Origin of the sequence: Branchiibius hedensis (assembly GCF_900108585.1) — a bacterium.
GTDB classification, from domain to species: Bacteria; Actinomycetota; Actinomycetes; order Actinomycetales; family Dermatophilaceae; genus Branchiibius; species Branchiibius hedensis.
Map to the genome: position 1 here is coordinate 997,609 of NZ_UESZ01000001.1, position 25,901 is coordinate 1,023,509.

Annotated in this window: 25 protein-coding genes; 17 read left to right on the plus strand and 8 right to left on the minus strand. The window is 67.6% G+C overall.

Going from position 1 to position 25,901, the window contains the following annotated elements:
- Positions 1-16: 16 nt before the first annotated feature.
- Positions 17-712: a thymidine kinase gene (locus DR843_RS04940; RefSeq protein WP_109684369.1), complete on the plus strand. Its 696-nt coding sequence runs from the start codon at positions 17-19 to the stop codon at positions 710-712.
- Complete coding sequence (locus DR843_RS04945) at positions 709-2,289, plus strand: MFS transporter (protein ID WP_245933996.1); 1,581 nt, start codon at positions 709-711, stop codon at positions 2,287-2,289. The genes DR843_RS04940 and DR843_RS04945 overlap by 4 nt, the downstream gene beginning before the upstream one ends.
- On the opposite strand, the gene sepH is transcribed toward DR843_RS04945, so the two are convergent.
- Positions 2,261-3,523 (minus strand): septation protein SepH, encoded by a 1,263-nt coding sequence (gene sepH, locus DR843_RS04950; protein WP_146202485.1) that lies wholly within the window; start codon positions 3,521-3,523, stop codon positions 2,261-2,263. The two genes, DR843_RS04945 and sepH, sit on opposite strands and share 29 nt — an antisense overlap.
- Positions 3,524-3,668: 145 nt before the next feature.
- On the opposite strand from sepH, the gene DR843_RS04955 reads away from it, so the two are divergent.
- The 6 genes from DR843_RS04955 (at position 3,669) to DR843_RS04980 (ending at position 7,868) form a co-directional block, all read left to right on the plus strand.
- Positions 3,669-4,787, plus strand: a complete 1,119-nt coding sequence (locus tag DR843_RS04955; protein WP_170119746.1) for a ferrochelatase — start codon at positions 3,669-3,671, stop codon at positions 4,785-4,787.
- Between the two features lie 5 nt (positions 4,788-4,792).
- Positions 4,793-5,629, plus strand: a complete 837-nt coding sequence (locus DR843_RS04960) for an inositol monophosphatase family protein (protein ID WP_109684372.1) — start codon at positions 4,793-4,795, stop codon at positions 5,627-5,629.
- Between the two features lie 274 nt (positions 5,630-5,903).
- Positions 5,904-6,203 (plus strand): DUF4193 domain-containing protein, encoded by a 300-nt coding sequence (locus DR843_RS04965; RefSeq protein ID WP_109684373.1) that lies wholly within the window; start codon positions 5,904-5,906, stop codon positions 6,201-6,203.
- A 10-nt stretch (positions 6,204-6,213) separates the two neighbouring features.
- On the plus strand, positions 6,214-6,666 hold the full coding sequence (dut, locus tag DR843_RS04970; protein ID WP_109684374.1) for a dUTP diphosphatase: 453 nt from the start codon (positions 6,214-6,216) through the stop codon (positions 6,664-6,666).
- Between the two features lie 55 nt (positions 6,667-6,721).
- Entirely contained in the window at positions 6,722-7,495 is a 774-nt protein-coding gene (locus tag DR843_RS04975) for a DUF3710 domain-containing protein (RefSeq protein WP_170119747.1), read from the plus strand.
- A 1-nt stretch (position 7,496) separates the two neighbouring features.
- Complete coding sequence (locus DR843_RS04980) at positions 7,497-7,868, plus strand: OB-fold nucleic acid binding domain-containing protein (protein WP_109684376.1); 372 nt, start codon at positions 7,497-7,499, stop codon at positions 7,866-7,868.
- Between the two features lie 14 nt (positions 7,869-7,882).
- Here the strand turns inward: DR843_RS04980 and DR843_RS04985 are convergent, their stop codons facing one another.
- Both DR843_RS04985 and DR843_RS04990 read right to left on the minus strand, forming a co-directional pair.
- Positions 7,883-8,575: a potassium channel family protein gene (locus DR843_RS04985; RefSeq protein ID WP_109684377.1), complete on the minus strand. Its 693-nt coding sequence runs from the start codon at positions 8,573-8,575 to the stop codon at positions 7,883-7,885.
- A gap of 14 nt (positions 8,576-8,589) precedes the next feature.
- Complete coding sequence (locus DR843_RS04990) at positions 8,590-9,252, minus strand: potassium channel family protein (protein ID WP_109684378.1); 663 nt, start codon at positions 9,250-9,252, stop codon at positions 8,590-8,592.
- Positions 9,253-9,309: 57 nt separating this feature from the next.
- Here DR843_RS04990 and DR843_RS04995 point away from each other — a divergent pair, with 57 nt between their 5' ends.
- On the plus strand, positions 9,310-11,316 hold the full coding sequence (locus DR843_RS04995) for an APC family permease (protein ID WP_245933997.1): 2,007 nt from the start codon (positions 9,310-9,312) through the stop codon (positions 11,314-11,316).
- Between the two features lies 1 nt (position 11,317).
- A complete protein-coding gene (locus DR843_RS05000; RefSeq protein WP_109684379.1) occupies positions 11,318-12,571 on the plus strand; it encodes a class I SAM-dependent RNA methyltransferase in 1,254 nt (417 codons plus the stop codon).
- Positions 12,572-12,606: 35 nt separating this feature from the next.
- Here the strand turns inward: DR843_RS05000 and DR843_RS05005 are convergent, their stop codons facing one another.
- The gene (locus tag DR843_RS05005; protein ID WP_109684380.1) at positions 12,607-13,425 is read right to left on the minus strand and encodes an SDR family oxidoreductase; all 819 of its coding nucleotides are present in this window, start codon (positions 13,423-13,425) and stop codon (positions 12,607-12,609) included.
- Between the two features lie 167 nt (positions 13,426-13,592).
- Between DR843_RS05005 and acnA the strand changes: the two genes are divergently transcribed.
- On the plus strand, positions 13,593-16,256 hold the full coding sequence (gene acnA, locus DR843_RS05010) for an aconitate hydratase AcnA (RefSeq protein WP_146202486.1): 2,664 nt from the start codon (positions 13,593-13,595) through the stop codon (positions 16,254-16,256).
- Between the two features lie 206 nt (positions 16,257-16,462).
- On the opposite strand, the gene DR843_RS05015 is transcribed toward acnA, so the two are convergent.
- Both DR843_RS05015 and DR843_RS05020 read right to left on the minus strand, forming a co-directional pair.
- The gene (locus DR843_RS05015) at positions 16,463-16,663 is read right to left on the minus strand and encodes a hypothetical protein (protein WP_109684382.1); all 201 of its coding nucleotides are present in this window, start codon (positions 16,661-16,663) and stop codon (positions 16,463-16,465) included.
- Between the two features lie 40 nt (positions 16,664-16,703).
- The gene (locus tag DR843_RS05020; RefSeq protein ID WP_211310182.1) at positions 16,704-17,291 is read right to left on the minus strand and encodes a GNAT family N-acetyltransferase; all 588 of its coding nucleotides are present in this window, start codon (positions 17,289-17,291) and stop codon (positions 16,704-16,706) included.
- A 138-nt stretch (positions 17,292-17,429) separates the two neighbouring features.
- Between DR843_RS05020 and DR843_RS05025 the strand changes: the two genes are divergently transcribed.
- The 3 genes from DR843_RS05025 (at position 17,430) to DR843_RS05035 (ending at position 20,326) form a co-directional block, all read left to right on the plus strand.
- Positions 17,430-18,773 (plus strand): C39 family peptidase, encoded by a 1,344-nt coding sequence (locus tag DR843_RS05025; protein WP_245933998.1) that lies wholly within the window; start codon positions 17,430-17,432, stop codon positions 18,771-18,773.
- A gap of 76 nt (positions 18,774-18,849) precedes the next feature.
- Positions 18,850-19,242, plus strand: a complete 393-nt coding sequence (locus DR843_RS05030) for a GntR family transcriptional regulator (RefSeq protein WP_109684383.1) — start codon at positions 18,850-18,852, stop codon at positions 19,240-19,242.
- A gap of 1 nt (position 19,243) precedes the next feature.
- The gene (locus tag DR843_RS05035; protein ID WP_170119748.1) at positions 19,244-20,326 is read left to right on the plus strand and encodes a DUF1648 domain-containing protein; all 1,083 of its coding nucleotides are present in this window, start codon (positions 19,244-19,246) and stop codon (positions 20,324-20,326) included.
- Positions 20,327-20,330: 4 nt separating this feature from the next.
- Here DR843_RS05035 and DR843_RS05040 read toward each other — a convergent pair whose 3' ends face one another.
- A complete protein-coding gene (locus tag DR843_RS05040; protein ID WP_109684385.1) occupies positions 20,331-20,942 on the minus strand; it encodes a TetR/AcrR family transcriptional regulator in 612 nt (203 codons plus the stop codon).
- A 44-nt stretch (positions 20,943-20,986) separates the two neighbouring features.
- Here DR843_RS05040 and DR843_RS05045 point away from each other — a divergent pair, with 44 nt between their 5' ends.
- From DR843_RS05045 to DR843_RS05055, 3 genes are all read left to right on the plus strand, one after another.
- Entirely contained in the window at positions 20,987-22,204 is a 1,218-nt protein-coding gene (locus tag DR843_RS05045) for an oxygenase MpaB family protein (protein ID WP_109684386.1), read from the plus strand.
- Between the two features lie 92 nt (positions 22,205-22,296).
- Positions 22,297-24,162 (plus strand): 1-deoxy-D-xylulose-5-phosphate synthase, encoded by a 1,866-nt coding sequence (dxs, locus tag DR843_RS05050; protein WP_109684387.1) that lies wholly within the window; start codon positions 22,297-22,299, stop codon positions 24,160-24,162.
- A 2-nt stretch (positions 24,163-24,164) separates the two neighbouring features.
- A complete protein-coding gene (locus DR843_RS05055; protein ID WP_109684388.1) occupies positions 24,165-25,133 on the plus strand; it encodes a phosphotransferase in 969 nt (322 codons plus the stop codon).
- Here DR843_RS05055 and DR843_RS05060 read toward each other — a convergent pair.
- Complete coding sequence (locus DR843_RS05060; RefSeq protein ID WP_211310183.1) at positions 25,114-25,692, minus strand: CPBP family intramembrane glutamic endopeptidase; 579 nt, start codon at positions 25,690-25,692, stop codon at positions 25,114-25,116. The genes DR843_RS05055 and DR843_RS05060 overlap by 20 nt on opposite strands.
- Positions 25,693-25,901 lie beyond the last annotated feature (209 nt).

The window sequence follows — 25,901 nt, forward strand, 5'->3', positions numbered from 1 at the left end:
CGGGATACTTGCTCTCATGGCCGATCTGGTGTTCTTCGCCGGGACGATGGACTGCGGCAAGTCCACGCTGGCGCTGCAGATGGACCACAACCGACGCGCTCGCGGCCACCGGGGTGTGCTCTTCTGCAAGTTCGACCGCGCGGGCGAGCAGATGGTGTCCTCGCGATTGGGTCTGCGGCGACCAGCGGTCGAAGTCGGCGACGACATGGACTTCTGGGCCTACCTGGTCGATCTGGCCGTCGGGGGCACGGTCGTGCAGTACCTCATCTGTGACGAGGCCCAGTTCTACACCTCCGCCCAGATCGAGCAGCTGGCACGGATCGTCGATGAGATGGACATCGACGTCTACGCGTTCGGGATCACCGCCGACTTCCGCACCGAGTTATTTCCCGGCTCCAAGCGACTCGTCGAACTGGCCGACCGGGTCCAGGTGTTGCAGGTCGAAGCACTGTGCTGGTGCGGTCGGCGGGCCACCCACAACGCGCGACTGGTGGACGGTCAGATGGTGACCGAGGGCGAACAGGTGATCGTGGGCGATGTCGACGACGCCGCCGCCCGCGCGTCGGTCCCCGATGCAGCCCCGGCCGCGACCGACAGTGGGAACGTGGAATACGAGGTGCTGTGCCGGCGGCACCACATGCGCCGGATGACCTCCGCGCGGGCCCGCCAGGCCGCGCCGCAGGTGCTGCCGTTCGACGAAGCGCGTCCGTGACCGATGAGCGCGGGCCGGACCCGCAGAGCGATCAGACGCCCTTCCGGTACGCCGATGGGTCGCCGATGCGCCCCGACGAGGCACCGACGTGGCCGCCGCTGCACGTACAGCGGCGAGCGGTCACCGCTGCATTGCCCCAGGTGGAGGCGACCCGACCGGCACCCACCACTGCCAGCGAGGAAACCCCGGACGACGACCCGGTGACGCAACCGACCGTTCGCAAAGGGCGGCGCGTCGTACGGGCCACGAAGGCGGCACCCGGCCGCCTCCTGCACGCCACCCGGCGGGCCACGGAGGCGCAGGGCGCGGGGGAAAGCGGTCTGTCCCGACTGATCGAGGTGCACGCGCTCAGTTCGGCCGGCGATGCTGCCTTGGCGGTCGGCCTGGCCGGAACCGTGTTCTTCGCGGTGCCCAACGGGCAGGCCCGCAGCCAGGTGCTGCTCTTCCTGCTGCTGACCATGCTGCCGTTCGCGATCATCGCGCCCCTGGTCGGACCGCTGCTTGACCGGTTCCGACGCGGTCGGCGCTGGGCGATCGGCGCGACGTTGGCCGGGCGGGCGTTCTTGTGCTGGGTCACCGCGCAGACCATCGAGGACCACTCGAACTGGCTGTTTCCTTGTGCGCTAGGCGTTCTCGTACTCTCCAAGGCGTACCTGGTGACCCGGTCCGCCGCGGCTCCCCGGTTGTTGCCCGCGCAACTGACCCTGGTCAAAGCCAACGGCCGGCTGTCACTGGCCGGTGTCGTCGGTGCAGGTGTCGGCGGTGTGCTGGCCGGGGTCGCCGCCAAGGTCGGCCCCGCGTGGTCGCTGCGCGTGGCGTTCCTGCTCTTCGTCATCGGCACGGTGCTGGCCATCCTGCTCCCGGCCCGGGTCGATTCCAGCGAAGGTGAGGAACCCACCGATCTGGTCGATCTGGCGCGGGGTCAGGGCATGTCGGCACTGGGGATCGGGCCGGACGTGGTCACGGCCCTGCGGGCGAACGCCGGGTTGCGCTGGTTGTCCGGCTTCCTGACGATCTTCCTGGCGTTCCTGGTGCGCGCCCATCCGTTCCCCGGCTGGGAGGACCGTCAGACCCTGCTGTTCGCGTTGGTGCTGGGTGCGGCCGGTGTGGGCAACGCGCTCGGCACCGTCATGGGGGCGCTGCTGAAGATCGCCAGCCCGCGGATGATCGTCCTGGGCACCCTGCTCGCGGATGCCGTCGTGATCCTGGTCGCAGCGGCCCGATTCAGCATCGTGACGGCCGTGCTGGTCGGTCTGGTCGCCGGCATCGGGCAGCAACTGGGCAAGCTCGCCCTGGATTCGCTGATCCAGGACACCGTTCCGGAGAAGCGCCGCACCAGTGTCTTCGGTCGTTCAGAGGCGCTGCTGCAGCTGTCCTGGGTGTTGGGCGGCCTGGTCGCCGTACTCGTGCCGCTCAACGCCCGGATCGGCACGGTCGTCGCGGCGGTGCTGGTGGTCGGCTGGACCGCCGCCGTGATCACCTGGCACACCGGCCACCGACTGCCGGTGCCTCGGCGGGCGCGTCGGCGGGCTGGCGGGGAGCAGCCGGTCAGTCCCGGGCGCGACGACCGAACATGATGTCGTCCCAGCTGGGGACGCTGGGCCGCCCGGACCGCGCTGCTGCCGGTCGGTCGGGGACCACCGGTGCCTCGTCGTCCTGATCGATGACCTCGCCGGACACCGTGGGCGCCTGCTGCAGGTCAACGTCCACGTCCTCGTCGATCACGGCGTCGCCGTCATCGTGCGTGTCGTCGTCGTACAACTCGGCATCGGCGAAGTCGTCCTGGGCGAGGGCCTCGGTCAGGACCTGCTCCGGCGGGGTCGGGTCGTCGACCTGGGTGAACAGGTCCACGGTGCCGGTCACCGGATCCACTTCGTCGCCCGGAGCCTGCGTGACGTCCTGATCGGTGGGCGGCTCTTCCTGCGCCGGCGGTTCGCTGGGTGCAGCGGCCCGCGAACGGCTCTGCTTGCCCCGCCGGTTGGCGCCGCGGCGGCGGATCGCCGACACCAGGTCAACCGGTGCGCCGCCCTGCTCGGGGTCGGGAGTCGCCGCCAGCGGGGCGGTGTCCTCATCCTGGACAACGGTCGGTTCCGGTGCTGCGGCCGCGGCTTCGGGAACGGCTTCGCCGGTACGGGAGAACGGCCCGGCGGGTCGGCTCTGCCGGCGCGGTCGCGGGGTCGTCGTCGCGTGCTCGAGACCGCCGTCGGCGATCACGTCGTACGGCGCGGTGACCCGGGCAGCGGGAATCAAGCCGGTGGGGGAGTCGTCCTCGCTGAGCCAGCGCGACTCATCGTCGACCGGGACGGCCCGGCGATCGGACGGGTCGAACGCCCACTCCGCGCGGCGGGCCCGCCCACCCGCCTCGAACGCACAGACCACGGTCCACGCGTTGGTGGTCACGTCGCGGAAGGCGTCCCACTCCAACTCTTCGGCATCGACTCCGCGGCCGGCGAGCCGTTCGGCGACCTGCTCAGCGAAGGTGCCCTCCGGAGTGGGCAACCCCTGCACCAGGGAGGACACGTACTGCCGTTCGGCGCGGATCGGCGGTTCGTAGCGCTCGACCCGCCGGGCCTCCCATCCGGTGCGTTCGGCGACCTCGTGCACTGTTCCGCCGGCTCGCAGCATCGACTGCACGTCCTTGGCGGTGGCCGGCGCAGCCAACTCCGGCAGTTGCGCGGCCGGGCGCGGGGTGCGCCGCAACGTCGCACGCAGTTCATCGGTGAGTGCGAGGGTGTACTCGGACCCGTCGGCGTCGGAGAGCACCAACTGCCCGCCGTCGTCACTCACGCGCGTGAAGTGCAGTTCACTCATCGTCCCGCCCCATGTCGGATGTCCCGTCGGATGTGTCAGATCGGTGTGGGTCGGTGCTGCACCGACCCACCGCCCAACGATGCCACGCCGCACCAGAAGGAATGCCGGTGGCACGCCGGGCGGCTCGTGCTCGTAGGGTTTGAATGTGCCTACTTCTCAGCCTGCGGCGGCCTCGGTCGCACCCTACGACGCAGTCGTCCTGGTCTCGTTCGGCGGACCCGAGGGGCCGGAGGAGGTCATGCCGTTCCTGCGCCGGGTCACCGGTGGGCGCGGCATCCCCGATGAGCGGTTGGCGGAGGTCGCCCACCACTACGACCGCTTCGGCGGCAAGAGCCCGATCAACGACCAGTGCCGGGAGTTGCGCGCGGCGCTGGAGGCGGACCTGCGGCGGCGCGGCATCGACGTGCCCGTGCTGTGGGGCAACCGCAACAGCGAACCGTTCCTGACCGACACCCTGCGGGATGCGTACGACGCCGGCGCGCGCCGGGTGTTGGCCGTCACCACCAGTGCCTACTCCTGCTACAGCTCCTGTCGGCAGTACCGCGAGAACATCGCCGACGCGTTGCAGACCCTGCAGGACGAAGGCCGCGAACTGACCGTCGACAAGGTCCGCCAGTACGCCACCCACCCCAGCTTCGCCCGGGTCAACGCCCGACTGGTCACCGACGCCGTCCGGCAGATCGGTCAACCGGACGACGACAAGCTCCGGATCGTCTTCGTCACGCACTCCATCCCGGAAGCGATGGATGACACCTCGGGACCGGGTGACGGTGAGGGCAATCTGTATGAGCACCAGCACGATGAGATCGCGCACGTCATCCTCGACGAAGCCGGCTTCACCCTGGACCGGGAACTGACCGGCGCACTGGTCTACTGCTCGCGCTCCGGGCCGCCGACCCAGCCGTGGCTGGAGCCGGACGTCAACGACCACCTGCGCTCGCTGGCCGCCGACGGCATCACCGATGTCGTCGTCGCCCCGATCGGCTTCATCTCCGATCACATGGAGGTCAAATTCGACCTGGACGTCGAGGCGCGCGAAACCGCCGACGAACTGGGTCTGAACATGGTGCGGGTTCCTACCGTCGGTGTTGACCCGGAGTTCGTGATCGGCCTGGTCGATCTGATGACCGAGCGCGCTGCACAAGCGCGCAACGTGCCGGTGGAGATGGTCGCCTGGCCAGGCGAGGCGATGCCGCCGGTGTGCCGACCCGGGTGCTGCCCGAATCTGCGCGAGGCACGCCCAGCCGCCTGCGGAATGGACTGAGGGGCATGCCTGAGGACCTGAGCCTGGCGGCGCTGGGAACGCTCGAGACGATCTGCCGGGAACTGGCCGTGTTGGCCGGGGAACTCATCGTGCGCGAGCGTCCGGCGCACCTGGGCGTCGCCGACACCAAATCCAGCGCGACAGACGTGGTCACAGTCATGGACCGGCGCAGCGAACAACTGTTGCAGGAGCACCTGCGGCAGCGCCGCCCGCAGGACGGGATCCTGGGCGAGGAGGGCGCATCGGTCGAGTCCGCCAGCGGCATCACCTGGATCGTGGACCCCATCGACGGGACCGTGAACTACCTCTACGACATCCCGGCGTACGCCGTGTCCGTCGCTGCGTGCACCGGTGACCCCGCAGGGGAGTGGGAAAGCGTCGCCGGTGCGGTGTTCAACCCGGTGACCGGTGAGTTGTTCCACGCCCGCCGCGGCGGTGGCGCGTTCTTGCGGACGACCGGCGCCGAGTCCTCGGTAACGGCGTTGTTCGTCAGTGGTGAGCGGGAGCTGGGTCAGGCGTTGACCGGGACCGGCTTCGGGTACGACGCGGACAAACGCGCGCAGCAGGCGCAGATCCTGACCCACGTGCTACCCCAGGTGCGCGACATCCGCCGGGCCGGCAGTGCGGCGCTGGATCTGTGCGCCGTGGCGGCCGGCCGGTTGGACGTCTACTACGAATCCGGGCTGAACGCCTGGGATCGCGCGGCCGGACAGTTGATCGTCACCGAAGCGGGCGGTGTCGTGCGCGGCGCCGGCCCACAGCCGTCGCGCGACCTGACCCTCGCCGGGCCGGCGGTACTGGTGGAGGCGCTGCACGACGTACTGCGATCGGCGGCGCAGTAAACCGGGTGGTCCGCCCGATGGAATGTACTCGGCGGTAAGGGTGTTCCTTGGCCATGTGAGCACGTATGCTGCCGCCTCCTGGATCTGACGGCGGGAACGATCCACCAGAGGGCCCGGTGCGGGCACTGTCTTGGAGGTAGGGCAGAATTCCGGGCCGGGACGGGCACATATCACGTACGACGAGCGTTGAACGGCGCACAAGGCGCGGCACATCGCGTGACCGCGCCGCACAGATCTTCGAACCAGAGAACGAGAGAAGCGAGTAACCCTCGAGATGGCAACTGATTACGACGCCCCGCGCAAGACCGACGACGACATCGAGCACGACTCGATCGAGGAGTTGAAGTCGCGACGGGTCGACAAGAACGCAGCCAGCGTCGACGTCGATGAGTCCGAGCAGGCGGAAGGTTTCGAACTGCCCGGTGCTGACCTGTCCGGTGAGGAGTTCACCGTCACGGTGATCCCGCGTCAGGCCGACGAATTCACCTGCTCGCGGTGTTTCCTGTTGCACCACCGCAGCCAGCTGGCCAAGGAGGTCGGCGGACTGCCGGTCTGCAGCGAGTGCGCGGCCTGAGCCGCCACCCGTGAGCGCGTTGCGCCTTCCGGTCAGCCGGATCGACCCCGATCTGCCGCTGCCGACCTACGCCCGCCCGGGCGACGCAGGGATGGACCTGTTGGCCCGGGTGGGCGTTACCTTGGCGCCGGGGCACCGGGCGCTGATCCCCACCGGAATCGCCATCGCGCTGCCGCAGGGGTACGCCGGGTTCATCCACCCGCGCTCGGGCCTGGCCGCCCGGCACGGGATCACGACACTCAACTCTCCAGGCACCGTGGACTCGGGCTACCGCGGTGAGATCCACGTGAACCTGATCAATCTGGACCCGCGGGAGTCGTTCACGATCACCCGCGGCGATCGCATCGCGCAACTGGTGGTGCAGGCCGTGACGGTCGTGCAGTGGGATCCGGTGGAGGTTCTGCCCGACAGCGTGCGCGGCGCCGACGGGCACGGTTCGACCGGAGGGTTCTCGCAGAAGTAACCTCAGAAGAGGGCGGCTGGCAGGGACCGGCCGATCGACGATTCGAAGGACGGCAGTGGGCATCTTCAAGAAGCGGGCCAAGGACGGTGCCGCGACCGGCGACCAACCGGATGAGGTTATCGAGGTCCCGCCGGAGGGATCCGAGCAAACCGAGGTGGACGTCGCTGGCGACGACTCGCCGGAGGAGGTCGAGGAGACCGTCGCCGTCGTCGACCGGTCCGCAGGCCCGTTCGATGTCACGGAGGTCGACGACGACCTCGAGCGGGTGGACTTCGGCTCGTTGCGTTTTGCGGTCTCACCGGAGCTGCAGTTGCAGGTGGATGCTGACGAGACCACCCAGCAGTACACCGGGGTGACGGCCATCGTCGATGGATCCGCGTGTCAGATCCAGGCGTTCGCGGCGCCCAAGAGCCGCGGGGTGTGGCGCGAGATCCGAGGGGAGATCGCCGACAACCTGATCGCCGGCGGCGGCAGCACCGACATCGTGGACGGCCCGTTCGGGCCGGAGCTGCACGCCAAGTTGCCCAGCCAGGGCCCGGATGGCCGCACCGTGCTGGCGCCGGCACGTTTCGTGGGGGTGGACGGTCCGCGCTGGTTCCTGCGCATCGTCCTGTCCGGCAACGCCGCCGTCGACGACGCGGCCGCCGAGCCGCTGCTGGCATTCGCCCGGTCGGTGGTCGTGGTGCGGGGCAGTGAGCCGCGCGCGCCGCGGGAACTCCTGGAGTTGACGTTGCCTGAGGCCCTCACGCAGGCACCAGAGGAAGCGGCTGCTGCGGCTACGGCGCTGAACCCCTTCGAACGCGGCCCCGAGATCACCGAGGTGCGTTGAGATGGGCCTGTCGCACACCATCAAACGGCTGGCCCGCAGCGCCGAGGCCCATGAGCAGGACGAACTACGCGAAACCCTCGATGAATTGGGCGGTACCCCGATCGATCAGGTCGAGGACAAGTGCGTCACCGAATGTTGCGGCACCGTCCGGTCCATCAGTCTGCGCCCCCGGCAGAACGACGTGCCGGCGCTGGTCGTGGACCTGGACGACGGGCACCGCACGATGAATCTGGTGTGGCTGGGTCGGCGCACCATCGCCGGGATCGAACCCGGTGTCTTCTTGAAGGTGAAGGGGCGGGTGCTGTTCAAGAAGGGCGTCCCGACCATGTACAACCCGGCCTACCAGATCAAGCCGATCGCGCAGAAGGGCTGACCGCGCGGCGGCGGTCAGAACGACTCGATCGTCCGGATCGTTTCCGGACTGCGCCCGGTCAGCACCGCACCCAGCTCTGACTCGGCATCAGAGGTGGTCAGGAAGAGCAGTTCATCCAGCGCCTCGACGGTGTCGTCGTCACTGGGCGCGAGCGGTTGCTCGTCGCGGATGATCCCGACCAGGACTGAGTCGGCCGGGAGTTTCAGCTCCCGGACCGCGCGCCCGATCGTCGGGCTGTCCTCCGGGACGGTGATCTCCACCATGGTGGCGCGCCCCTGCTGGAACTGGAACAACCGCACCAGGTCGCCGATGGTGACGGCTTCCTCGACCAGAGCGGTCATCAACCGTGGGGTGGACACGGCCACGTCGACACCCCACGCGTCGTCGAACATCCACTCGTTCTTGGGGTTGTTCACCCGCGCCACGGTGCGGCCAACCCCGAACTCGGTCTTGGCGAGCAGGGAGACGACCAAGTTCGCTTTGTCGTCACCGGTCGCGCAGACCATCACATCGGAGTCTTCTGCTGACGCCTCGACGAGGGTCGCGATCTCACAGGCGTCGCCCAGCAACCACGACGCGTCCGGGACCTGCCGCGTGCGCCGCTCATCGGCGTACTTGTCTATTAGCAGCACCTCGTGGCCGTTGTGCAGCAATTCGCGGGCAATGGAGCGTCCGACGCTTCCGGCTCCGACGATGACGACTCGCATCACGAATCCCTTACTCAGTCAGCGGGTTTGGTGGCAGCCAACTGAGCTTCCACCTCGGCGAGACGATCAGTTTCGACCAGCAACTGCAGCAAGTCGCCTTCTTGCAGGACGGTGTCCGCGGCAGGCAGCATCGCCTCGCCGAGACGGGTGAGGTACGCGACGCGGGCACTGGTCTCGCGCTCGATGAGGCGCAGCGGGGACCCGATCCACGACCGGTCCGGTGGCACCTCCGCGAGCGTGATGCTGCCGCTGGGGTCGGTGTGCAGTTGTACGGCGCCCTGGGGCACCAAGCGGCGCAGCACCTGATCGGCGGTCCATTTGACGGTTGCCACGGTCGGGATCCCCAGGCGCTGGTAGATCTCGGCGCGGGCCGGGTCGTAGATCCGGGCCACGACGTGGTCCACGTCGAAGGTTTCGCGGGCGACGCGGGCGGCCAGAATGTTGGAGTTGTCACCCGAGGACACGGCAGCGAACGCGTAGGCGTCCCGGATGCCGGCGCGGACCAGCGTCTCGCGGTCGAAGCCCACCCCGGTGACGCGCCGACCCTCGAACGTCGGGCCAAGACGGCGGAACGCGGACTCGTCCTGGTCGATGACGGCGACCTGTTCACCGCGCTGCTCCAACGCGAGCGCGAGGGTGGAGCCGACCCGCCCACATCCCATGATGACGAAGTACACGCCTGGAACGGTACCGGAGTCGCTGCACGCCCTAGCCAGGCGGCATACTCTCGCCTTGTGTCAGGAACCAGTCGGGCGCTCAAGCGTGTCGTGGTGGGCCGCGCCATGCGCAGCGACCGGCTCGGGGACACGCTGTTGCCCAAGCGGTTAGCGCTGCCGATCTTCGCCAGCGATGCCCTGTCATCGGTCGCGTACGCACCCGACGAAGTCCTCATCGTGTTGGGTAGCGCCGGCGGCGCCTTCGCCTTCACCCACTCATGGCAGATTACCCTCGGCGTGATCTTCGTCATGGCGGTGGTCGTGGCGTCCTACCGGCAGAACGTGCACGCCTACCCCTCCGGGGGTGGGGACTACGAGGTCGCCACCGTCAACCTGGGACGGCGCGCCGGTCTGGGCGTGGCGTCCGCACTGCTGGTCGACTACGTCCTCACGGTGGCGGTGTCGGTGTCCTCCGGTATCCAGAACGCCTCGGCTGCATTGCCCTTCGTGCGGGGCAAGGAAGTGATTTTCGCGGTCCTGGTCGTGGTGCTCCTGACGGCGATGAATCTGCGCGGCGTCCGTGAGTCCGGCGCCATCTTCGCGGTGCCGGTCTACCTGTTCATGCTCGGGGTCTTCACGCTGGCCGTCGTCGGCTTCGTCCGCAAGATCAGCGACAACCTGCCCCAGGCCGAAAGCGCCCAGTTCACCCTGGGTCCACAGCAAGGCATGGACACCCTTGGCCAGATCGCCATGCTCTTCTTGCTCTTACGGGCGTTCTCGTCCGGCTGTGCGGCCCTGACCGGTGTCGAGGCGATCTCCAACGGTGTGCCGGCCTTCCGCAAACCCAAGAGCAAGAACGCCGCGACCACGCTGCTGATGATGGGCGGCATCGCGATCTTCATGCTGGCCTCGATCGTGACCCTGGCCAACTGGACCGGCGTCCAGATGCAGGACCCGGATCACCCCGGAAACCTGCTCCTGAACGGCAAACCGGTGGAGAACTACCACGAGGACACCGTCCTGGCGCAGTTGGCCAAGTCGGTGTTCAGCGGTTTCACCCCGGGTTTGGTCTTTATCGCGATCATCACCGGCGTCATCCTGATGCTCGCCGCCAACACCGCCTTCAACGGCTTCCCGGTGCTCGGCTCGATCCTGGCCCGGGATGGCTGGCTACCGCGCCAGTTGCACACCCGCGGCGACCGGTTGGCCTTCTCCAACGGCATCATCGCCCTCGCCGGGATGGCCATCGTGCTGATCGTCCTCTACGACGCCGAGACCACCCGGCTGATCCAGCTGTACATCGTCGGCGTCTTCGTTTCCTTCACGCTCAGCCAGTCCGGCATGATCCGGCACTGGAATCGGCACCTGCGCACCGAGACCGACCCGGTGCGACGTCGGCAGATGATGCGCTCGCGGGTCATCAACGGCGTGGGCGCGGTCATGTCAGGTCTGGTGCTGATCGTCGTACTGCTCACCAAGTTCCTACACGGCGCCGGCTACGCCGTGGCGGCGATGGTGGTGCTGTTCTTCCTGATGAGCGCGATCAACCGGCATTACGAGCGGGTGGGCCGTGAGTTGACCCTGGCCGAGGACGACAACGAGCAGCTGCTGCCCTCGCGCGTGCACGCGATCGTGCTGGTGTCCAAGCTGCACAAGCCGACGATGCGAGCGTTGGCCTATGCCCGGGCGACCCGGCCCTCGGTGCTGGAGGCCGTCACCGTCAACGTCGATCACGCCGAGACCGAGGCCCTGCAGGCGGAATGGGAGAAGCGGCAGATTCCGGTGCGTCTGAAGATCGTCGCCTCGCCGTACCGGGAGATCAGCCGCCCGGTGATCCAGTACGTCAAGTCGATTCGGCGCGACAGCCCGCGCGATGTGGTCATGGTCTACTTGCCGGAATACGTGCTGGGTAAGTGGTGGGAACAGTTGCTGCACAACCAATCCGCGCTGCGACTCAAAGCGCGGTTGCTGTTCACCCCCGGTGTGATGGTGGCCAGTGTGCCGTGGCAGCTGGACTCCGCCCAGGGGCACGAGGAGCGGGTGTACGACGGTCCGGCACCGGGCGCCGTACGACAGGGTCGCTGACGTGCCCGGCCGCCGCTCCTCTCATCGCCGCCCGCGCTCGCGGCAGACCCGTGGCACGTCCCTGGTCGGCACCCAACTGACCCTCGAGGTCGGCAACGTCGCGCACGGCGGGTTCTGTGTCGCCCGCGCGGACGGCCGGGTGGTCTTCGTCCGGCACACGTTGCCGGGGGAGCAGGTCGTCGCGACGGTGACCGAGGGGGACACCGAGTCGCGTTTCCTGCGGGCGGACGCGACCCAGATCGTGGTCGCCTCACCCGAACGTCGTTCTGCGCCTTGCCCGTACGCCGGTCCGGGACTGTGCGGGGGATGCGACTGGCAGCACACGTCGGCGGCGCACGGACGGGTCCTGAAGGCGCAGGTCGTGGCCGAGCAGTTGCGCCGGTTGGCGAAGCTGGACGTGCCGGTCACCGTGGAACCGGTGCCGGGGGATCAGGACGGGTTGCGTTGGCGCACCCGGGTGGAGCTGGCCGCGGCAGCGCCCGGGCGAGCAGGGCTTCGCCTCGGGATCCGCAAGAACCGCTCGCACGAGGTGCTGCCGGTCGAGGACTGCTTGATCGCGGTGCCGGACGTCGCTGCGACCGGGATCTTCACGGAGGTCTTCGACGAGGGCATCAGTGGGGCCGATGTCGCGGTCGGCACCGACGAGACGGTGGTCGTTGAACTGCCCAACCACGACCCGGTGCCCTCACTGCGGCAAGAGGTGTTGGACCGGTCCTTCGAGGTTTCGGCCCGCGGCTTCTGGCAGGTGCACCCGGGTGCGGCCGCGACCTTCACCTCGGTGGTGCTGGAGGCGCTGGAGCCGCAGCCGGGTGACCACGTGCTCGACTTGTACTGCGGCGTAGGGCTTTTCACCGCCTTCTTCGCGGCCGCTGTCGGTGCGTCCGGGCAGGTGCTCGGTGTCGAGGGTGATCAGCGGGCGGTGCAGGACGCGCAGGACAACATCCCGGCGAACGCCTCGGTCGTGGCCTCGGACGTCGAAGCCTTCTTCGAGTCGGGGCAGGTGGAAAGCACGCTGGGGGCAGTGGACCTGCTGGTGTTGGATCCGCCGCGATCGGGTGCGGGCCGGGCGGTCATGCAAGCGGCGCTGGCCCGCCGACCCCGGCGCGCGGCGTACGTCGCGTGTGATCCGGCCGCTTTGGCCCGCGACCTGGCCTACGCGGCCGAACACGGCTACCGGTTGGCGTCGCTGCGGGCGTTCGACGCGTTCCCGATGACCCACCACGTGGAGTGCATCGCGATCCTGGAACCCGCCTGACCCCTCCGCCCTTTTTGGCGGCGGATCTACCCGGGTTAGCGAGTTCGCAGGAACTCACGCGCTCCCCGCAGTCGGGTGGTGAGCACCGCTTGGGTGGCGGTGCTGTCCAGACGTACGTCGCGTGGTCGCCACTGCTCCATGCCCTGGGTCCGCGACGGCAGACCTGCGGGATCCAGCCCGTCACGAGTCGCAATGAGCTGACCCAGTTCCAGCCGGGACACCGCATCAGCACCACCGACGTGATGGATGCCGCGGCGATCGCTGACCGCCAGTTCCACCAACGCGGACGCCAGATCGGCCACGTGCACCGGGCAGCGGAATTCGTCGGTGAACAGGAATCCTGCGCTGCCAGAAGCCAGCTCGTGCACGAACTGCTCCGGCTGCGATGAACCGTCGGAGCTGATGATCAACGATGAGCGGGCGATGATCGCGCCGGGGTCGATCGACGCGACGGCGACTTCGGCGGCTGCCTTCGCCGCGCCGTACGGGGTAATGGGAGACGGATCGTCGGTCTCGACGTAGGGGGCGGGGCGCCCGGCGAACAGCGCATCCGAGCTGACCTGCACCAGGCGGGCGCCCGCAGCGTGAGAGTGGCTGGCGAGCCGCGCCGCGCCCAGCGCGGTGACCTGCCAGTCCGCCCCGGCGTACGCCGCGTTGATGATGATCTCGGGCCGCACGTCAGCCAGTACCTCGGTGAGGTCCTGCTGCGACCGCAGGTCCAGATGCCGCCAGGTGGCCCAGGATTCGCCGGGCCATCGGGCGAAGGTGCCAACGACCTCATGGCCTTGCCCCATCGCCTGCAGGAGCAACTCCTGACCCAGCAGACCGGTCCCACCGACGATCAGCACCCGCATCCGTCGATCGTAGGACCGAAGGGCTGCCACCACGGCGCCAGCGGTGGGAGGATCGGGAGCGGGCCACACCGAACGTCAGGTTAGGTCTGCCTTCGCTGAAACGGCGCGGGCGGATGTGAGAACATTATCTTGACGTCAAGATAAATCGATCGGACGAAGGAGTCGTCGTGAGCAGCGACAGCTTTGGTGCCAAGGGCACGCTCGAGGTAGGGGACAGCTCCTACGAGATCTACCGGATCAACACCGTCGAGGGGAGTGCGACGCTGCCGTTCAGCCTCAAGGTGCTGTTGGAGAACCTGCTGCGGACCGAGGACGGCGCCAACGTCACCAAGGAGCAGATCAGCGCCCTGGGTAGCTGGGATGAGAACGCCCAGCCCGACACCGAGATCCAGTTCACCCCGGCCCGCGTGATCATGCAGGACTTCACCGGTGTGCCGTGTGTCGTGGACCTGGCCACCATGCGCGAGGCCGTCGTCGACCTGGGCGGTGACGCCACCAAGATCAACCCGCTGGCTCCCGCCGAGATGGTCATCGACCACTCCGTCATCATCGATGTGTTCGGCCGCCCGGATGCCTTCGAGAAGAACGTCGAGATCGAGTACGGCCGCAACCGCGAGCGCTACCAGTTCCTGCGCTGGGGCCAGACCGCGTTCGACGACTTCAAGGTCGTCCCCCCGGGCACCGGTATCGTGCACCAGGTCAACATCGAGCACCTTGCCCGCACGGTCATGACCCGTGACGGCAAGGCCTACCCCGACTCCTGCGTCGGCACCGACAGCCACACCACCATGGTCAACGGCATCGGCGTCCTCGGCTGGGGCGTCGGCGGTATCGAGGCCGAGGCCGCGATGCTCGGCCAGCCGGTCTCGATGCTCATCCCGCGCGTGGTCGGCTTCAAGCTGAGCGGCAAGATCCCCGCCGGTGTGACCGCGACCGACGTCGTGCTCACCATCACCCAGATGCTGCGGCAGCACGGTGTGGTCGGCAAGTTCGTGGAGTTCTACGGCGAAGGCGTCGCCTCGGTGCCGCTGGCCAACCGCGCCACCATCGGCAACATGAGCCCCGAATTCGGTTCCACCTGTGCGATTTTCCCGATCGACGAGGTCACGCTGGACTACCTGCGCCTGACCGGTCGCTCCGAGGAGCAGGTCGCCCTCGTTGAGGCCTACACCAAGGAACAGGGCCTGTGGCACGACCCGTCGCACGAGCCGCGCTTCTCTGAGTACCTGGAACTGGACCTGTCGACGGTCGTGCCGTCGATCGCCGGCCCGAAGCGCCCGCAGGACCGGATCGTGCTGGCCGAGTCCAAGCAGCAGTTCGCGCTCGACGTGAAGAACTACGGGGTCGAGGGCAACTACCGCGAGGTGCCGGTCACCGACGCCAGCGGAAACTCCTTCGGGCTCAAGGACGGTGCGGTCGTGATCGCCTCGATCACCTCCTGCACCAACACCTCCAACCCGTCGGTGATGATGGCCGCTGCGCTGCTGGCTAAGAACGCCGTCGACAAGGGCCTGACCTCCAAGCCGTGGGTGAAGACCTCCATGGCGCCGGGTTCGCAGGTCGTCACCGGTTACTACGAGAAGGCCGGTCTGTGGCCCTACCTGGAGAAGCTCGGCTTCTACCTGGTCGGTTATGGCTGTACGACGTGTATCGGCAACTCCGGTCCGCTGAACGAGGAGATCTCGGCGGCCATCAACGAGAACGACCTGACCGTCACCTCGGTGCTGTCCGGTAACCGTAACTTCGAGGGCCGCATCAACCCCGACGTGAAGATGAACTATCTGGCCTCGCCGCCGCTGGTCATCGCCTACGCGCTCGCGGGCACGATGGACTTCGACTTCGACACCGACCCGCTGGGTCAGGACGCCGCAGGCAACGACATCTTCCTGAAGGACATCTGGCCGGACCCGGCGCAGGTCGAGTCCACCATCGCCGCGTCCATGGACCGCGACATGTTCATCAAGGACTACGCCGACGTCTTCGCCGGTGACGAGCGCTGGCAGTCGCTGCCCACCCCCGAAGGCAACACCTTCGAGTGGGCTGAGGACTCGACGTACGTGCGTAAGCCCCCGTACTTCGAGGGTATGGCGCACACGCCGAGCCCGGTCAGCGACATCTCGGGTGCCCGCGTGCTGGCCAAGCTGGGTGACTCGGTGACCACCGACCACATCAGCCCGGCCGGTTCGATCAAGGCCGACAGCCCGGCCGGCAAGTACCTCACCGAGCACGGCGTCGAGCGCAAGGACTTCAACTCCTACGGCTCGCGGCGCGGTAACCACGAGGTCATGGTGCGCGGCACCTTCGCCAACATCCGGCTGCGCAACCAGCTGCTGGACGACGTCGAGGGCGGCTACACCCGCGACTTCACCGTCGAGGGCGCGCCGCAGGCGTTCATCTACGACGCCGCGGAGAACTACGCCAAGGCCGGCACCCCGCTGGTCGTGCTGGGTGGCAAGGAGTACGGCTCCGGGTCTTCGCGTGACTGGGCCGCCAAGGGCACCCGGCTGCTGGGTGTGAAGGCGGTCATCACCGAGTCGTTCGAGCGCATCCACCGCTCCAACCTGATCGGGATGGGTGTGCTGCCGCTGCAGTTCCCGGCCGGTCAGAACGCCGACTCGCTCGGCCTGGACGGCACCGAGACCTTCGACATCACCGGCGTGACCGCGCTGAACGAAGGGACGACGCCCAAGACCGTGCACGTCACCGCCACCAAGACCGACGGCTCGAAGGTCGAGTTCGACGCGGTGGTCCGGATCGACACCCCCGGTGAGGCCGACTACTACCGCAACGACGGCATCCTGCAGTACGTGCTGCGTTCGCTGGTGAACTGACTTGCGTTAGAAGGACATTCGCCAGTACGGCGCGAAGGGGAGTCCCGTTGGGGGCTCCCCTTCGTCGTACCCGAGTGAGCTCCCCAGGCCGTTTGGCACGCGATTGCGATGTGCTCGCACGATGGGCATGCGATTGCGGGGTGAAGCAGCACATGACCACGATCCTGTGCCAGTCGCGACGCCTGACCGCAATTCCGTGCTACTGGCTACCTCTTGGCGATGAAGTCTCGGCCGAACGCCCAGTAGGCGCCGACGAGAATCGACAGCACGATCGCGACGACGAGCACCACGGAGTGCGCGCCGGTCATGGCGTAGACGACCCAGACGATGCCGGCGACGATGCTGAGGATCACCCCGGCGCGGTTGGCGGTCTGAAGTTGCTGCGGGGAGTCAGTCGGTTGAGTCATCGCTTCTCTCCTGATACGTGATGGACTGCGGCGAGCTCAACTATGGCCTACCCGACGTCGGCGAGGGCGCGACGCGCCAGTCAGGGCGGTCGGTGGCCAGCGCAGCGTAGGTGTATCCGTCGATCCAACCCAGTGCGTGGTGCCACGAATCCTGGACGCCGTGCTGCTCGCGACGCATCCCGGCCTTTTCCAAGACCCGTACAGATGCGAGGTTGTCGGCGAAACACCCGGCAGTGACCCGGCGCAGACCCAGGTCGACGAAGGCGGCGTCCAGCAGCCCGCGCGCGATCGCGGTTGCGACACCCCGGCCCGCACGCTCGGGTCGCACGATGTAGCCGATGCTGGCCTCGGTCGCTTGAGGCCACCCGGGCTGGCCCATCCCATTGGTCAACTCGAGGAATCCCATCCCGACCACCTCGCCGTCGAGGATTGCAGCACAGGAGAAGTCGGTGTCGCTGGTGGCCACTGCGCTCCATTCGCCGCGGAAGGCCGTTGGCTCGACGTGAGTGCGAAGCATCCACTCGTTCACCGGCTCCAGGTTGCGGAACGCGAGCAGATCCTCGATTTCCGCTGCACTGGGGTAACGCAAGGTCAGTCCAGCGACGTCCTTGGGCCAGGGTTGCGACATGGCGCTCATCATCACGGCCGGACCAGGTAGGTGTCGACTGGTTAAGGGGCAGAAATTTTCGGTCCGAAAGACCCCATCGTAAGAACTTTCGGTGTCTCATAGATAACTGGAAACAATTTCCTGACCGGAGGTCCCATCGTGCCTGCTTCATCGTCCCGTCAGTCCGTCCGCAGCAGCGTTGCTCCGGTAGCTCTTCCGCGTCTCAGCCGCCGGCAGCTGGTGATCGGCGGTGGTGCCATGGCTGCCGGCGGCCTGCTGCTCGCCGGGCCGTCCAGCGCCGCATCCGCCACGACCCGGGCCGTCACCGGCAGGGATCAGAAGATTGCCAACCACCACTTCCGGGCGCCCTTCGACTTCCTGCGGGGCAGCCGCGACGGTGTACTGCCCTCGGCCGCCGGGTTGCGTCTGTTGCACCCCACCAAGCAACGCAAGTACGCCGACCTGGCGGCAGGCAGCAAAACTGTCACCTACGACTACGGTTCCTGGACCTCGCCGTGGCTCAGCCAGGGATTCGGGCTCACCGAGTTGATCAGTTCGTGGAACGCCGAGACCCCGAACGGCACCTGGATCGAGTCGCAGGTGCGTGGCGTCGACGAGACCGGCGCGACGTCCGATTGGTTCGTGCTCGGCCGCTGGTGCAGCAACGACCTGGCCGATGGTGGTGCGATCAGCCGCACGTCCGTTGACGGGCAGGGCACCGACATCGCGACCGTGTGGACCGACACCCTGCACCTGTACGACGACCACACCTTCGGCAAGGTGCAGTTGCGAATCCTGTTGATGCGCAGGGCTGGAACGCACCTGACCCCCACCGTCCGCTTCTTCGGCGCCGTGGCCTCGAACCTGCCGGACGACGTACCGGCCACCAGTTCGTTCGGCCTGCGTAGGGGCGTTGCCCTGCCGGTGCCGACCTATTCCCAGGAGCTGCACGAGGGTCAGTATCCGCAGTGGGACAACGGGGGAGAGGCGTGGTGTTCCCCGACCTCGACGTCCATGGTGGTTGCTTATTGGCATAAGGGCCCGAGCGCTAAGGATCTTGCCTGGGTGGAGCCCAAAGTGGACCCCCAGGTGGCGTACGCCGCGCGCAACACCTACGACGCGGCGTACGAAGGATGCGGCAACTGGCCCTTCAACACGGCGTACGCCGGCCGGTACGGCTTGGAGGGGTACGTCACCCGGCTGCGCAACCTACGCGAAGCCGAACCCTTCATCCGGGCAGGCATTCCGTTGATCACCTCGGTCGCGTTCGAGCCGGGGGAGTTGGACGGTGCCGGTTACAGCACCGACGGGCACCTGATCGTGCTGGCCGGATTCACCGACACGGGCGACGTGGTGGTCAACGACCCGGCCAGCCATCTGATCAAGTCCGACGACGCCGTGCGCACGACCTACCGTCGCGACCAGTACGAGAAGGTCTGGCTCGCCGCCAGCGGTGGAACGGCGTACGTCATTCACCCGACGTGGCTGCGCCCGCGACGGTGACATCTGTATAGGTTGGACCTATACAACCTCCTGTATCTGTACTAGTATTACAGGTACAGATACAGGAGGTTTGTGCGTGCTGATCACTCTGGACCCCACGAGCGACGTCCCGATGTACGTGCAGATCCGGGATCAGATCATCGTGGCCATCGCTCGGCGCAGATTACGCGCCGGCGAAGCGCTCGCGTCGGTGCGCCAACTGAGTGCCAGTTTCGGGATCAGTCCGGCGACCGTTGTCAAGGCGTACGACGACCTGCGCGCCGACGGCTACCTGCGGACTGCAGCAAAGTCCGGCTCGGTGATTGCCGTGGACCCGGAAACCCCTGCGGACATTGACGATCCGGCGATCGAGCTGCGCTGGCGTGCCGACCTCGAGACGGTCATCGCCCGTGCCTATGCGCGAGGGATGCCGGCCGACCGGATCCGTCGGATCGTTGCCGAGGTCCTGGCTGACCTGGAGAGGAACTGAGATGTTGTCGTTGGTCAATGCGCTCGTCGCAGCCGTCATCGGTATCAGCATCGCGCTGGTGCCCCGACTCTCGCGGCCCGATGTCCCGCTGGGCGTGAACGTCCCCAGCGGTCGCCGCGACGATCCCGTCGTTCGCAGGGCCGTGCGGCGCTTCGAAGCGATGGTGCTCGTCGCCACCGCGGTCGCCGTGGCCCTCGCGCTGATCCTCTCCACGCACGCAGTGGTGATCGCATCGCTGCTGCCACTGCTCCTGCTCCTGGTCGCGGCGGTGGCCTGGGCCGCATGCCGCCGATCGATCATGCGGGCGAAGGCGGAACAGCGCTGGTACGACGACGTTTCCGTCGCCATGGTGGCCCCAGCGACACCCCAGAAAGTGCGGCAGCTGTGGTGGGGGTATGCCGTGGCCGGGGTCGTGCTGGCGGTAACCGCTGTCATTGGCGCTACGCGCTGGGACCGGCTGCCCTCGCCGTACCCCACCCACTTCGGCGGCGACGGACACGCTGACTCCTATGCCGACAAGACCGTGTGGAGCGTCTTCGGTCCGCTGATCATCATGGTCATCGTGATAGCGGGACTCGCTGTCCTGCAGTGGATTACGCTTCGACACGGCACTCGCCAATACGCCGACGGCACTTCCGATGCGGGAGCCGACCGGGCGCGGATGCTGACCCACCTCACGCAATGGGTGCTCAATGTCAGCGCGGTGTTGGTGGCTGTCGTGGTTGCGGCCATCAGCGTGACGATCTATCTGGGCGGTTCGTCGGCGGCCGTCGCCGCCGTCACCCTCGCGATGGTCGCCGTCGTCCTGCTCGGTGTCCTGATCAGCGTGATCGTCGCAATGCAGAAATTGCGCCGGCAGCCCGCAGCGCCGGGCAGCGGGCCGGACGCACCGGACGATGATGCGCACTGGAAGGGCGGCCTGGTCTACGTCAACCGCGATGACCCGGCGGCGTTCGTCCCCAAGCGCACGGGTGTGGGGTTCACGGTGAACTTCGGCAGTCCCGCGGGCAAGACGATCTCTATCGCCTTCGTGGTCGTCATCCTGCTGATCACAGTCGGCACCATCGTTGCGAGCGGCGGCTGAGGGGTTACCGGTCGAGATGGGCCTGCGTGAGTAGTGTCAGTTCCGCGACGAAGGTCTGCTGGTCGATCGCGGGTTGCTCGAGCACCCACTGCACGCAGAGGTGCTCCACCAATCGCACCAACAGCCACGCACTGCTGGCCGCGGGCAGCCGGGCCGACGTGCCGCCGGTCGCGGTCAAGTAGACGGCGACCAGGTCTTCGATCCGGCGCTCGACCAGTTGCACGTGTCCGGCGACCTGCGACTGTGGCAACTCGAGGCGGACGACCCGCACGTACTCACGGTGTCGCGTCAGAACTTCCAACAACGCGGTGAACGCCGCGTGCAGTAGTTCGGGCACCGGTAGGTGCATGGCCTCGAGGTAGGCGGCGGCGACCTCGTCACCGATCTGCGCGGAGTAGCGGTCGACGACCGCGGAGACGATCGCCGCCTTGTCCGGGAAGTACTGGTAGAGCGAACCGGGGCTGATCCCGGCGCGCTCGGCGATGCGGTTGGTGGTCAGCCGGGCCAGTCCGTCGGCTACGAGCAGATCGCGAGCCGCTTCGACGATCCGGTCGACCATCGCCCGCGAGCGCGGTTGCTGCGGCTGGCGCCGCATCCGGTCAGCTGCGGTCGCCATGCGCGACTTGTATGCGAGTAATTGCTCGTGTCACGGTTCTCAGTATGACCGACGTCACAACGCCGACCCTGGCCCCGCGCCGGTATCGCGCGCAGGAGCAACGCGGGCGCAGGTTGGGCAAAGTGCTGGCCCGCCTGGCGACCGTCCAGGAGGTCGACGAGGACCTGATGCGCGAGATCGGCACCGGCTTCACCCGGATCGATCAGGTCGGTGCGCAGCTGGCCGCTGCGATGACCACGCGGGGCCCGGAGCGGATCACGCACGCGCAGTTCGAGGCGGTGCTGCGCGACGGTGTGCAGGACGACACGCCCGAGCCGATTCGGGAGTTCCTGGCCGCGGTCACGCCTGCCCCGGCTTGGCTCGACTGGGACACGGTCAACGAGGGAGCCCGGATCTACCGGCGGCTGGGTCGCAACGCCGGTGACGTGCTGCTGCAACTGTCGCTGATCGGCGGTTATCGCTTCGGCGGACCCACGGACCTGCTGGTGGCGACCGGCGGCCTGGTGGGGGATATGACCCGGCGCCGGCTGGCAGAGACCCAGCACTGGACGATGCTGGTCACCGAGCACGACGCCCTGCGGCCGGGCGCGCCCGGCTGGTGCTCGACGCTGCATGTGCGCCTGATGCACGCGATGGTCAACCGCCGGTTCGCCGATGATCCGGCGTGGAACAGGGCCCGCTGGGGCGAGCCGATCAACCAGTCCGACCAGGCGTCCACCCTGTGCCTGTTCAGCGGGACGGTGCTGATCGGCGTACGTGCCCTGGGTGTTCCACTCAGCGACGCCGAAGCCGCAGCGGTCATGCACTTGTGGCGGTACGTCGGGTGGCTGATGGGCGTGGACGAGCAGTGGCTGTTCGCCGACGAACGGGAGCAGTACGCGTTCAGCTATCACCTGTTGCTCGCCCAGAACGGGCAGACCGACGCCGGGCGGCAACTCAGCCAGAGCATCGTGGCGATCCAGCCGGACCTGGACTTCGAGAGGTGGCCCGCCTGGCAACGCGTCTATGCGCCGCGCCGGTTGCTCAGCATGATGACGCTCTTCCTGGGCCCGGCCAGCATGCGCGATCTGGGTCTACCCGTGCGGGTGCCCTGGGCGTTCGCGATGGCGGTGGCGGGCAACACCTGGCGGTACCGGGTGCGGGGGCGCGGCGCGGCGGGCAAGGACCGCCTGGAGCGCTGGGGTAATGACTACCGGCGCCGTGTGCTGCGCCGTTACAACGGCCCCGAGCCCGCCGGCGTGGCCCCGTTGCCCGCGAACTGAACCACTCGGCGTACGTCGATCGGCAGCTGACCGGTCCAGGCTGGCTCTCGTCGTAGACTCAGGAGACTCACGACGAAAGGTGTGCGCTGACCGTGGGACTTCTGGAGGGCATCGACGGCCCGGCCGACGTCAAGGCGATCCCGGCGGAGCGATTGGACGATCTCGCTGCTGAGATCCGGGCGTTCCTGGTGGACTCGGTGTCACGCACCGGTGGGCACCTCGGACCCAACCTCGGCGTCGTGGAACTCACCATCGCGCTGCACCGGGTGTTCGACAGCCCGCGGGACGCGATCGTGTTGGACACCGGCCACCAGTCCTACGTCCATAAACTGCTCACCGGACGCCGCGACTTCTCCAAGCTCAAGAAGCAGGGCGGTCTGTCGGGCTACCCCAGTCGCGCGGAGTCGGTGCACGATGTCGTCGAGAGCTCGCACGCGTCCACCTCGCTGTCCTGGGCGGAAGGCATCGCCAAGGCGCGGGTGTTGTCGGGGCAGGGTGACCGGCACACGGTCGCTGTGATCGGCGACGGCGCGCTCACCGGGGGGATGGCCTGGGAGGCCCTGAACAACATCGCGGTCGACAAAGACCTCCCGTTGGTCATCGTCGTCAACGACAACGAACGCTCCTACGCTCCCACCATCGGCGGACTGGCCGACCATCTGGCGGCGCTGCGGACGACGCGCACGTATGAGCGGATGTTGGACTGGGGCAAGGACACTTTGCAGCACACACCCGTGGTCGGGCAGGCGATGTTCGAGACGCTGCACGGGGTCAAGAAAGGCCTGAAGGATATTGTCGCCCCGCAGGGGATGTTCGAGGATCTGGGTCTGAAGTACGTCGGGCCGGTGGATGGACACGACATCCCTGCCGTCGAACAGGCGTTGACCCGGGCGCGGGATTTTGGTGGGCCGGTGCTCGTGCACGTCATCACCCAGAAGGGTCGCGGCTACCAGCCAGCGCTGGAGGACCTGGCCGATCACATGCACGGCATCGGCAAGATCAACCCGGAGACGGGCCTGCCCTTCGAGGTATCGGGCCGCATCTGGACCGACGAATTCGCCGACGAGATGGTGCGGATCGGCAAGGAGCGCCCCGATGTCGTGGCGATCACCGCCGCGATGCTGATCCCGGTCGGGTTGGACAAGTTTGCTGCCGCCTACCCCGAGCGGGTCTTCGATGTCGGCATCGCCGAGCAGCACGCGATCACCATGGCCGCCGGTCTGTCCTTCGGCGGGATGCATCCGATCGTCGCGATCTATTCGACCTTCCTCAACCGGGCGTTCGACCAGTTGCTGATGGAGGCTGCGCTGCACAAGCAGGGCATCACCTTGGTGTTGGACCGCGCCGGGATCACCGGCTCGGACGGTCCCTCCCACAACGGCATGTGGGATATGGCGATCGCCTCCATCGTGCCGGGGTTACGCCTGGCCGCTCCCCGTGACGGTGAGCAGGTCGTGCGCCAGGTGCGTGAGGCGCTGGACGTCGACGACGCGCCGACGGTGGTGCGGTTCCCCAAGGGTGACGTCGCCGAGCCATTGACCGCGGTCGCACAGCGTGGCGGTCTGGACATCCTGCGCGACACCCCGGACGCGCCGGACGTGCTGTTGGTGGGCGTCGGCGCGATGTGTGCGACGGCCCTGGGTGTGGCAGAAAAGCTTGCGGCACAGGGCATTACGTCCCGCGTTGTGGATCCACGGTGGGTGCTGCCCATCTCTTCTGCGCTGGTCGATGAGGCACGAACCGCCGGTCAGGTCGTGGTGATCGAAGACGGTCTGGTCACCAATGGCGTGGGGCAGGCGCTGAGTTTCGCCCTTCGTGAGTCCACCGTGCGCACGCCGTTGCGCACCTTCGGAGTGCCACAGGAATTCCTCCAGCACGCCTCCCGCGGTCAGGTGCTCGACGCCATCGGGTTGACCCCTGATGTGATCGCCACGAAGCTGATCGCCGACCTGCTCTGAGCATGCCGGCCGGAAGCGCGTTGTGGCGCTCCGAGCCCTGGCACGCCCAGGCGACCGCGTTCGTCGATGAGACGCTCGCGGCGCGCGGATTGCGTCGGACAGGTCCGCTGGAAACCATTCGGGTGCAACCGTGGTCGGCAAATCTGCGGTTCTGCTACTCCGGCCGATCCAACGGCGTTGGTTGGTACAAAGCCAACGTGACACCCAACCGGTTTGAGGCCGACCTGATCAGTGCGCTGGCCGAGCACGACGATGATCGCGTCGCGCCGCACTGGGCGGCCAACGACGCGGGGGAGTTCATCAGCCCCGACTACGGGCCGGTGCTGGGGGAGGTGGTCGCCGCACAGAACCTCCGCCGTCGGTGGGCGGCCGTGCTCACCAGGTACGCCGAGTTGCAAGTCTCGGTCGCGCAGACAGGTATCGTCCTGCCGGCCCCCACCTACCCACCGTTGCTGGTTGCCGACGAATTCGACTCGCGCACAGACGATCTCGTCGCACGCGACGTGGTGCGCGCTGCGGCAGCCCGCCTCGCGTCGGGTCCGGTACCGCTGTCGATCCAGCATGACGATCTGCACCCGTGGAATGTGTTCCTGGCCGCGGACACCGCGGAAGCGGTTGATGGGGCTCGGTTCTACGACTGGGGTGATAGCCACTTCGGGCATCCGTTCGCCTCGACGCAGGTGGGGTTGGACCAGTTCGACGATGACCTCGCCTGGCCGGTGGGCCCCGAACACGAGGAACTGCTCACGGCGTACCTGCTGCCCTGGCGTGCCTACGCCGATGACGCGACCTTGCGAACCCTGGTCAACGATGCGCTACTGGTCGTGCCCGTGTCGCGGGCGCTCTCCTGGGAACGCGCTCTGGTTGATCTGGATCCGGCCGAGACCGAATGGGCCCAGCGTCCTGGTCGGTGGTTGCAGATGGCCATCGACCGGGCGCACATCGCCGCGGCTACGCCCGGCGGACACTAGCCGGTTCGATGTGATGGCGGCGGACGATGAGCAGGATTCCGACCACCAGGTAGGCCAGGATGGCCGCGCCCGAACCCACATAGGCGTGCTGGTTGGCGAGCACACCCGTGCCGGAGATCACCGAGAAGTCGAACAGGCCGTGGATGACCGAGTTGAGGACATTGCCTCGGCTGACCCGGCGGATCAGGTAGAAGAAGTATCCGGCGAAGCTGACCACGATGGCCTGCGGAAGGGCTTGGCTGAGATTGCCGGTGAGCGCATTGCTGATGTGGACCGCACCGAACACCACGCTTGACCACAGCGCGACTTTGCCTTCGGAGAGTTGATGGTCGCGCAACGTGACTACGCCGATGCCGCGGAACATCCCCTCCTCGCCCCAGCCGACGATCTGCGTTGCTACGAGGAGGGCGAGGACATAACTGACCGAGGTCTTGGACAGTGCGGGGTAGTCGATGGCCAGGGCGATGCAGACCAGGAAGATGGCCGGGACCGCCCACACCCAGCGCTGCGTCGGGTGAGCGTCGTGCAGGACCGGGCGTCGCCAGCCGAGCCAGGCCACCCAGGCGTAGGTGTAGACCAGCGCGGCGCCCAGCGGGAGCCACAGCCCAGGATCACGTCACGGGTCGCGTACGTCGTGTGGACATCCCAGATCCGGCTGACCACGAAGCCGCTACCTTTGATCACGGCCAGATAGCCGATCACGATGGCCGCGAAACCGACGTACGACAACCGACGGCGGTGAGCTTGCACCTGATCGCTGGCGGTCAT

Excerpts from the sequence above, each read along its gene's own strand:
- DR843_RS04940 (WP_109684369.1), top strand. The coding sequence starts at position 17 with ATGGCCGATCTGGTGTTCTTCGCCGGGACGATGGACTGCGGCAAGTCC.
- sepH (WP_146202485.1), bottom strand. The coding sequence starts at position 3,523 with ATGAGTGAACTGCACTTCACGCGCGTGAGTGACGACGGCGGGCAGTTG.
- DR843_RS04960 (WP_109684372.1), top strand. The coding sequence starts at position 4,793 with ATGCCTGAGGACCTGAGCCTGGCGGCGCTGGGAACGCTCGAGACGATC.
- DR843_RS04965 (WP_109684373.1), top strand. The coding sequence starts at position 5,904 with ATGGCAACTGATTACGACGCCCCGCGCAAGACCGACGACGACATCGAG.
- DR843_RS04980 (WP_109684376.1), top strand. The coding sequence starts at position 7,497 with ATGGGCCTGTCGCACACCATCAAACGGCTGGCCCGCAGCGCCGAGGCC.
- DR843_RS04985 (WP_109684377.1), bottom strand. The coding sequence starts at position 8,575 with ATGCGAGTCGTCATCGTCGGAGCCGGAAGCGTCGGACGCTCCATTGCC.
- DR843_RS05005 (WP_109684380.1), bottom strand. The coding sequence starts at position 13,425 with ATGCGGGTGCTGATCGTCGGTGGGACCGGTCTGCTGGGTCAGGAGTTG.
- DR843_RS05015 (WP_109684382.1), bottom strand. The coding sequence starts at position 16,663 with ATGACTCAACCGACTGACTCCCCGCAGCAACTTCAGACCGCCAACCGC.
- DR843_RS05020 (WP_211310182.1), bottom strand. The coding sequence starts at position 17,291 with ATGTCGCAACCCTGGCCCAAGGACGTCGCTGGACTGACCTTGCGTTAC.
- DR843_RS05035 (WP_170119748.1), top strand. The coding sequence starts at position 19,244 with ATGTTGTCGTTGGTCAATGCGCTCGTCGCAGCCGTCATCGGTATCAGC.
- DR843_RS05040 (WP_109684385.1), bottom strand. The coding sequence starts at position 20,942 with ATGGCGACCGCAGCTGACCGGATGCGGCGCCAGCCGCAGCAACCGCGC.
- DR843_RS05045 (WP_109684386.1), top strand. The coding sequence starts at position 20,987 with ATGACCGACGTCACAACGCCGACCCTGGCCCCGCGCCGGTATCGCGCG.
- DR843_RS05055 (WP_109684388.1), top strand. The coding sequence starts at position 24,165 with ATGCCGGCCGGAAGCGCGTTGTGGCGCTCCGAGCCCTGGCACGCCCAG.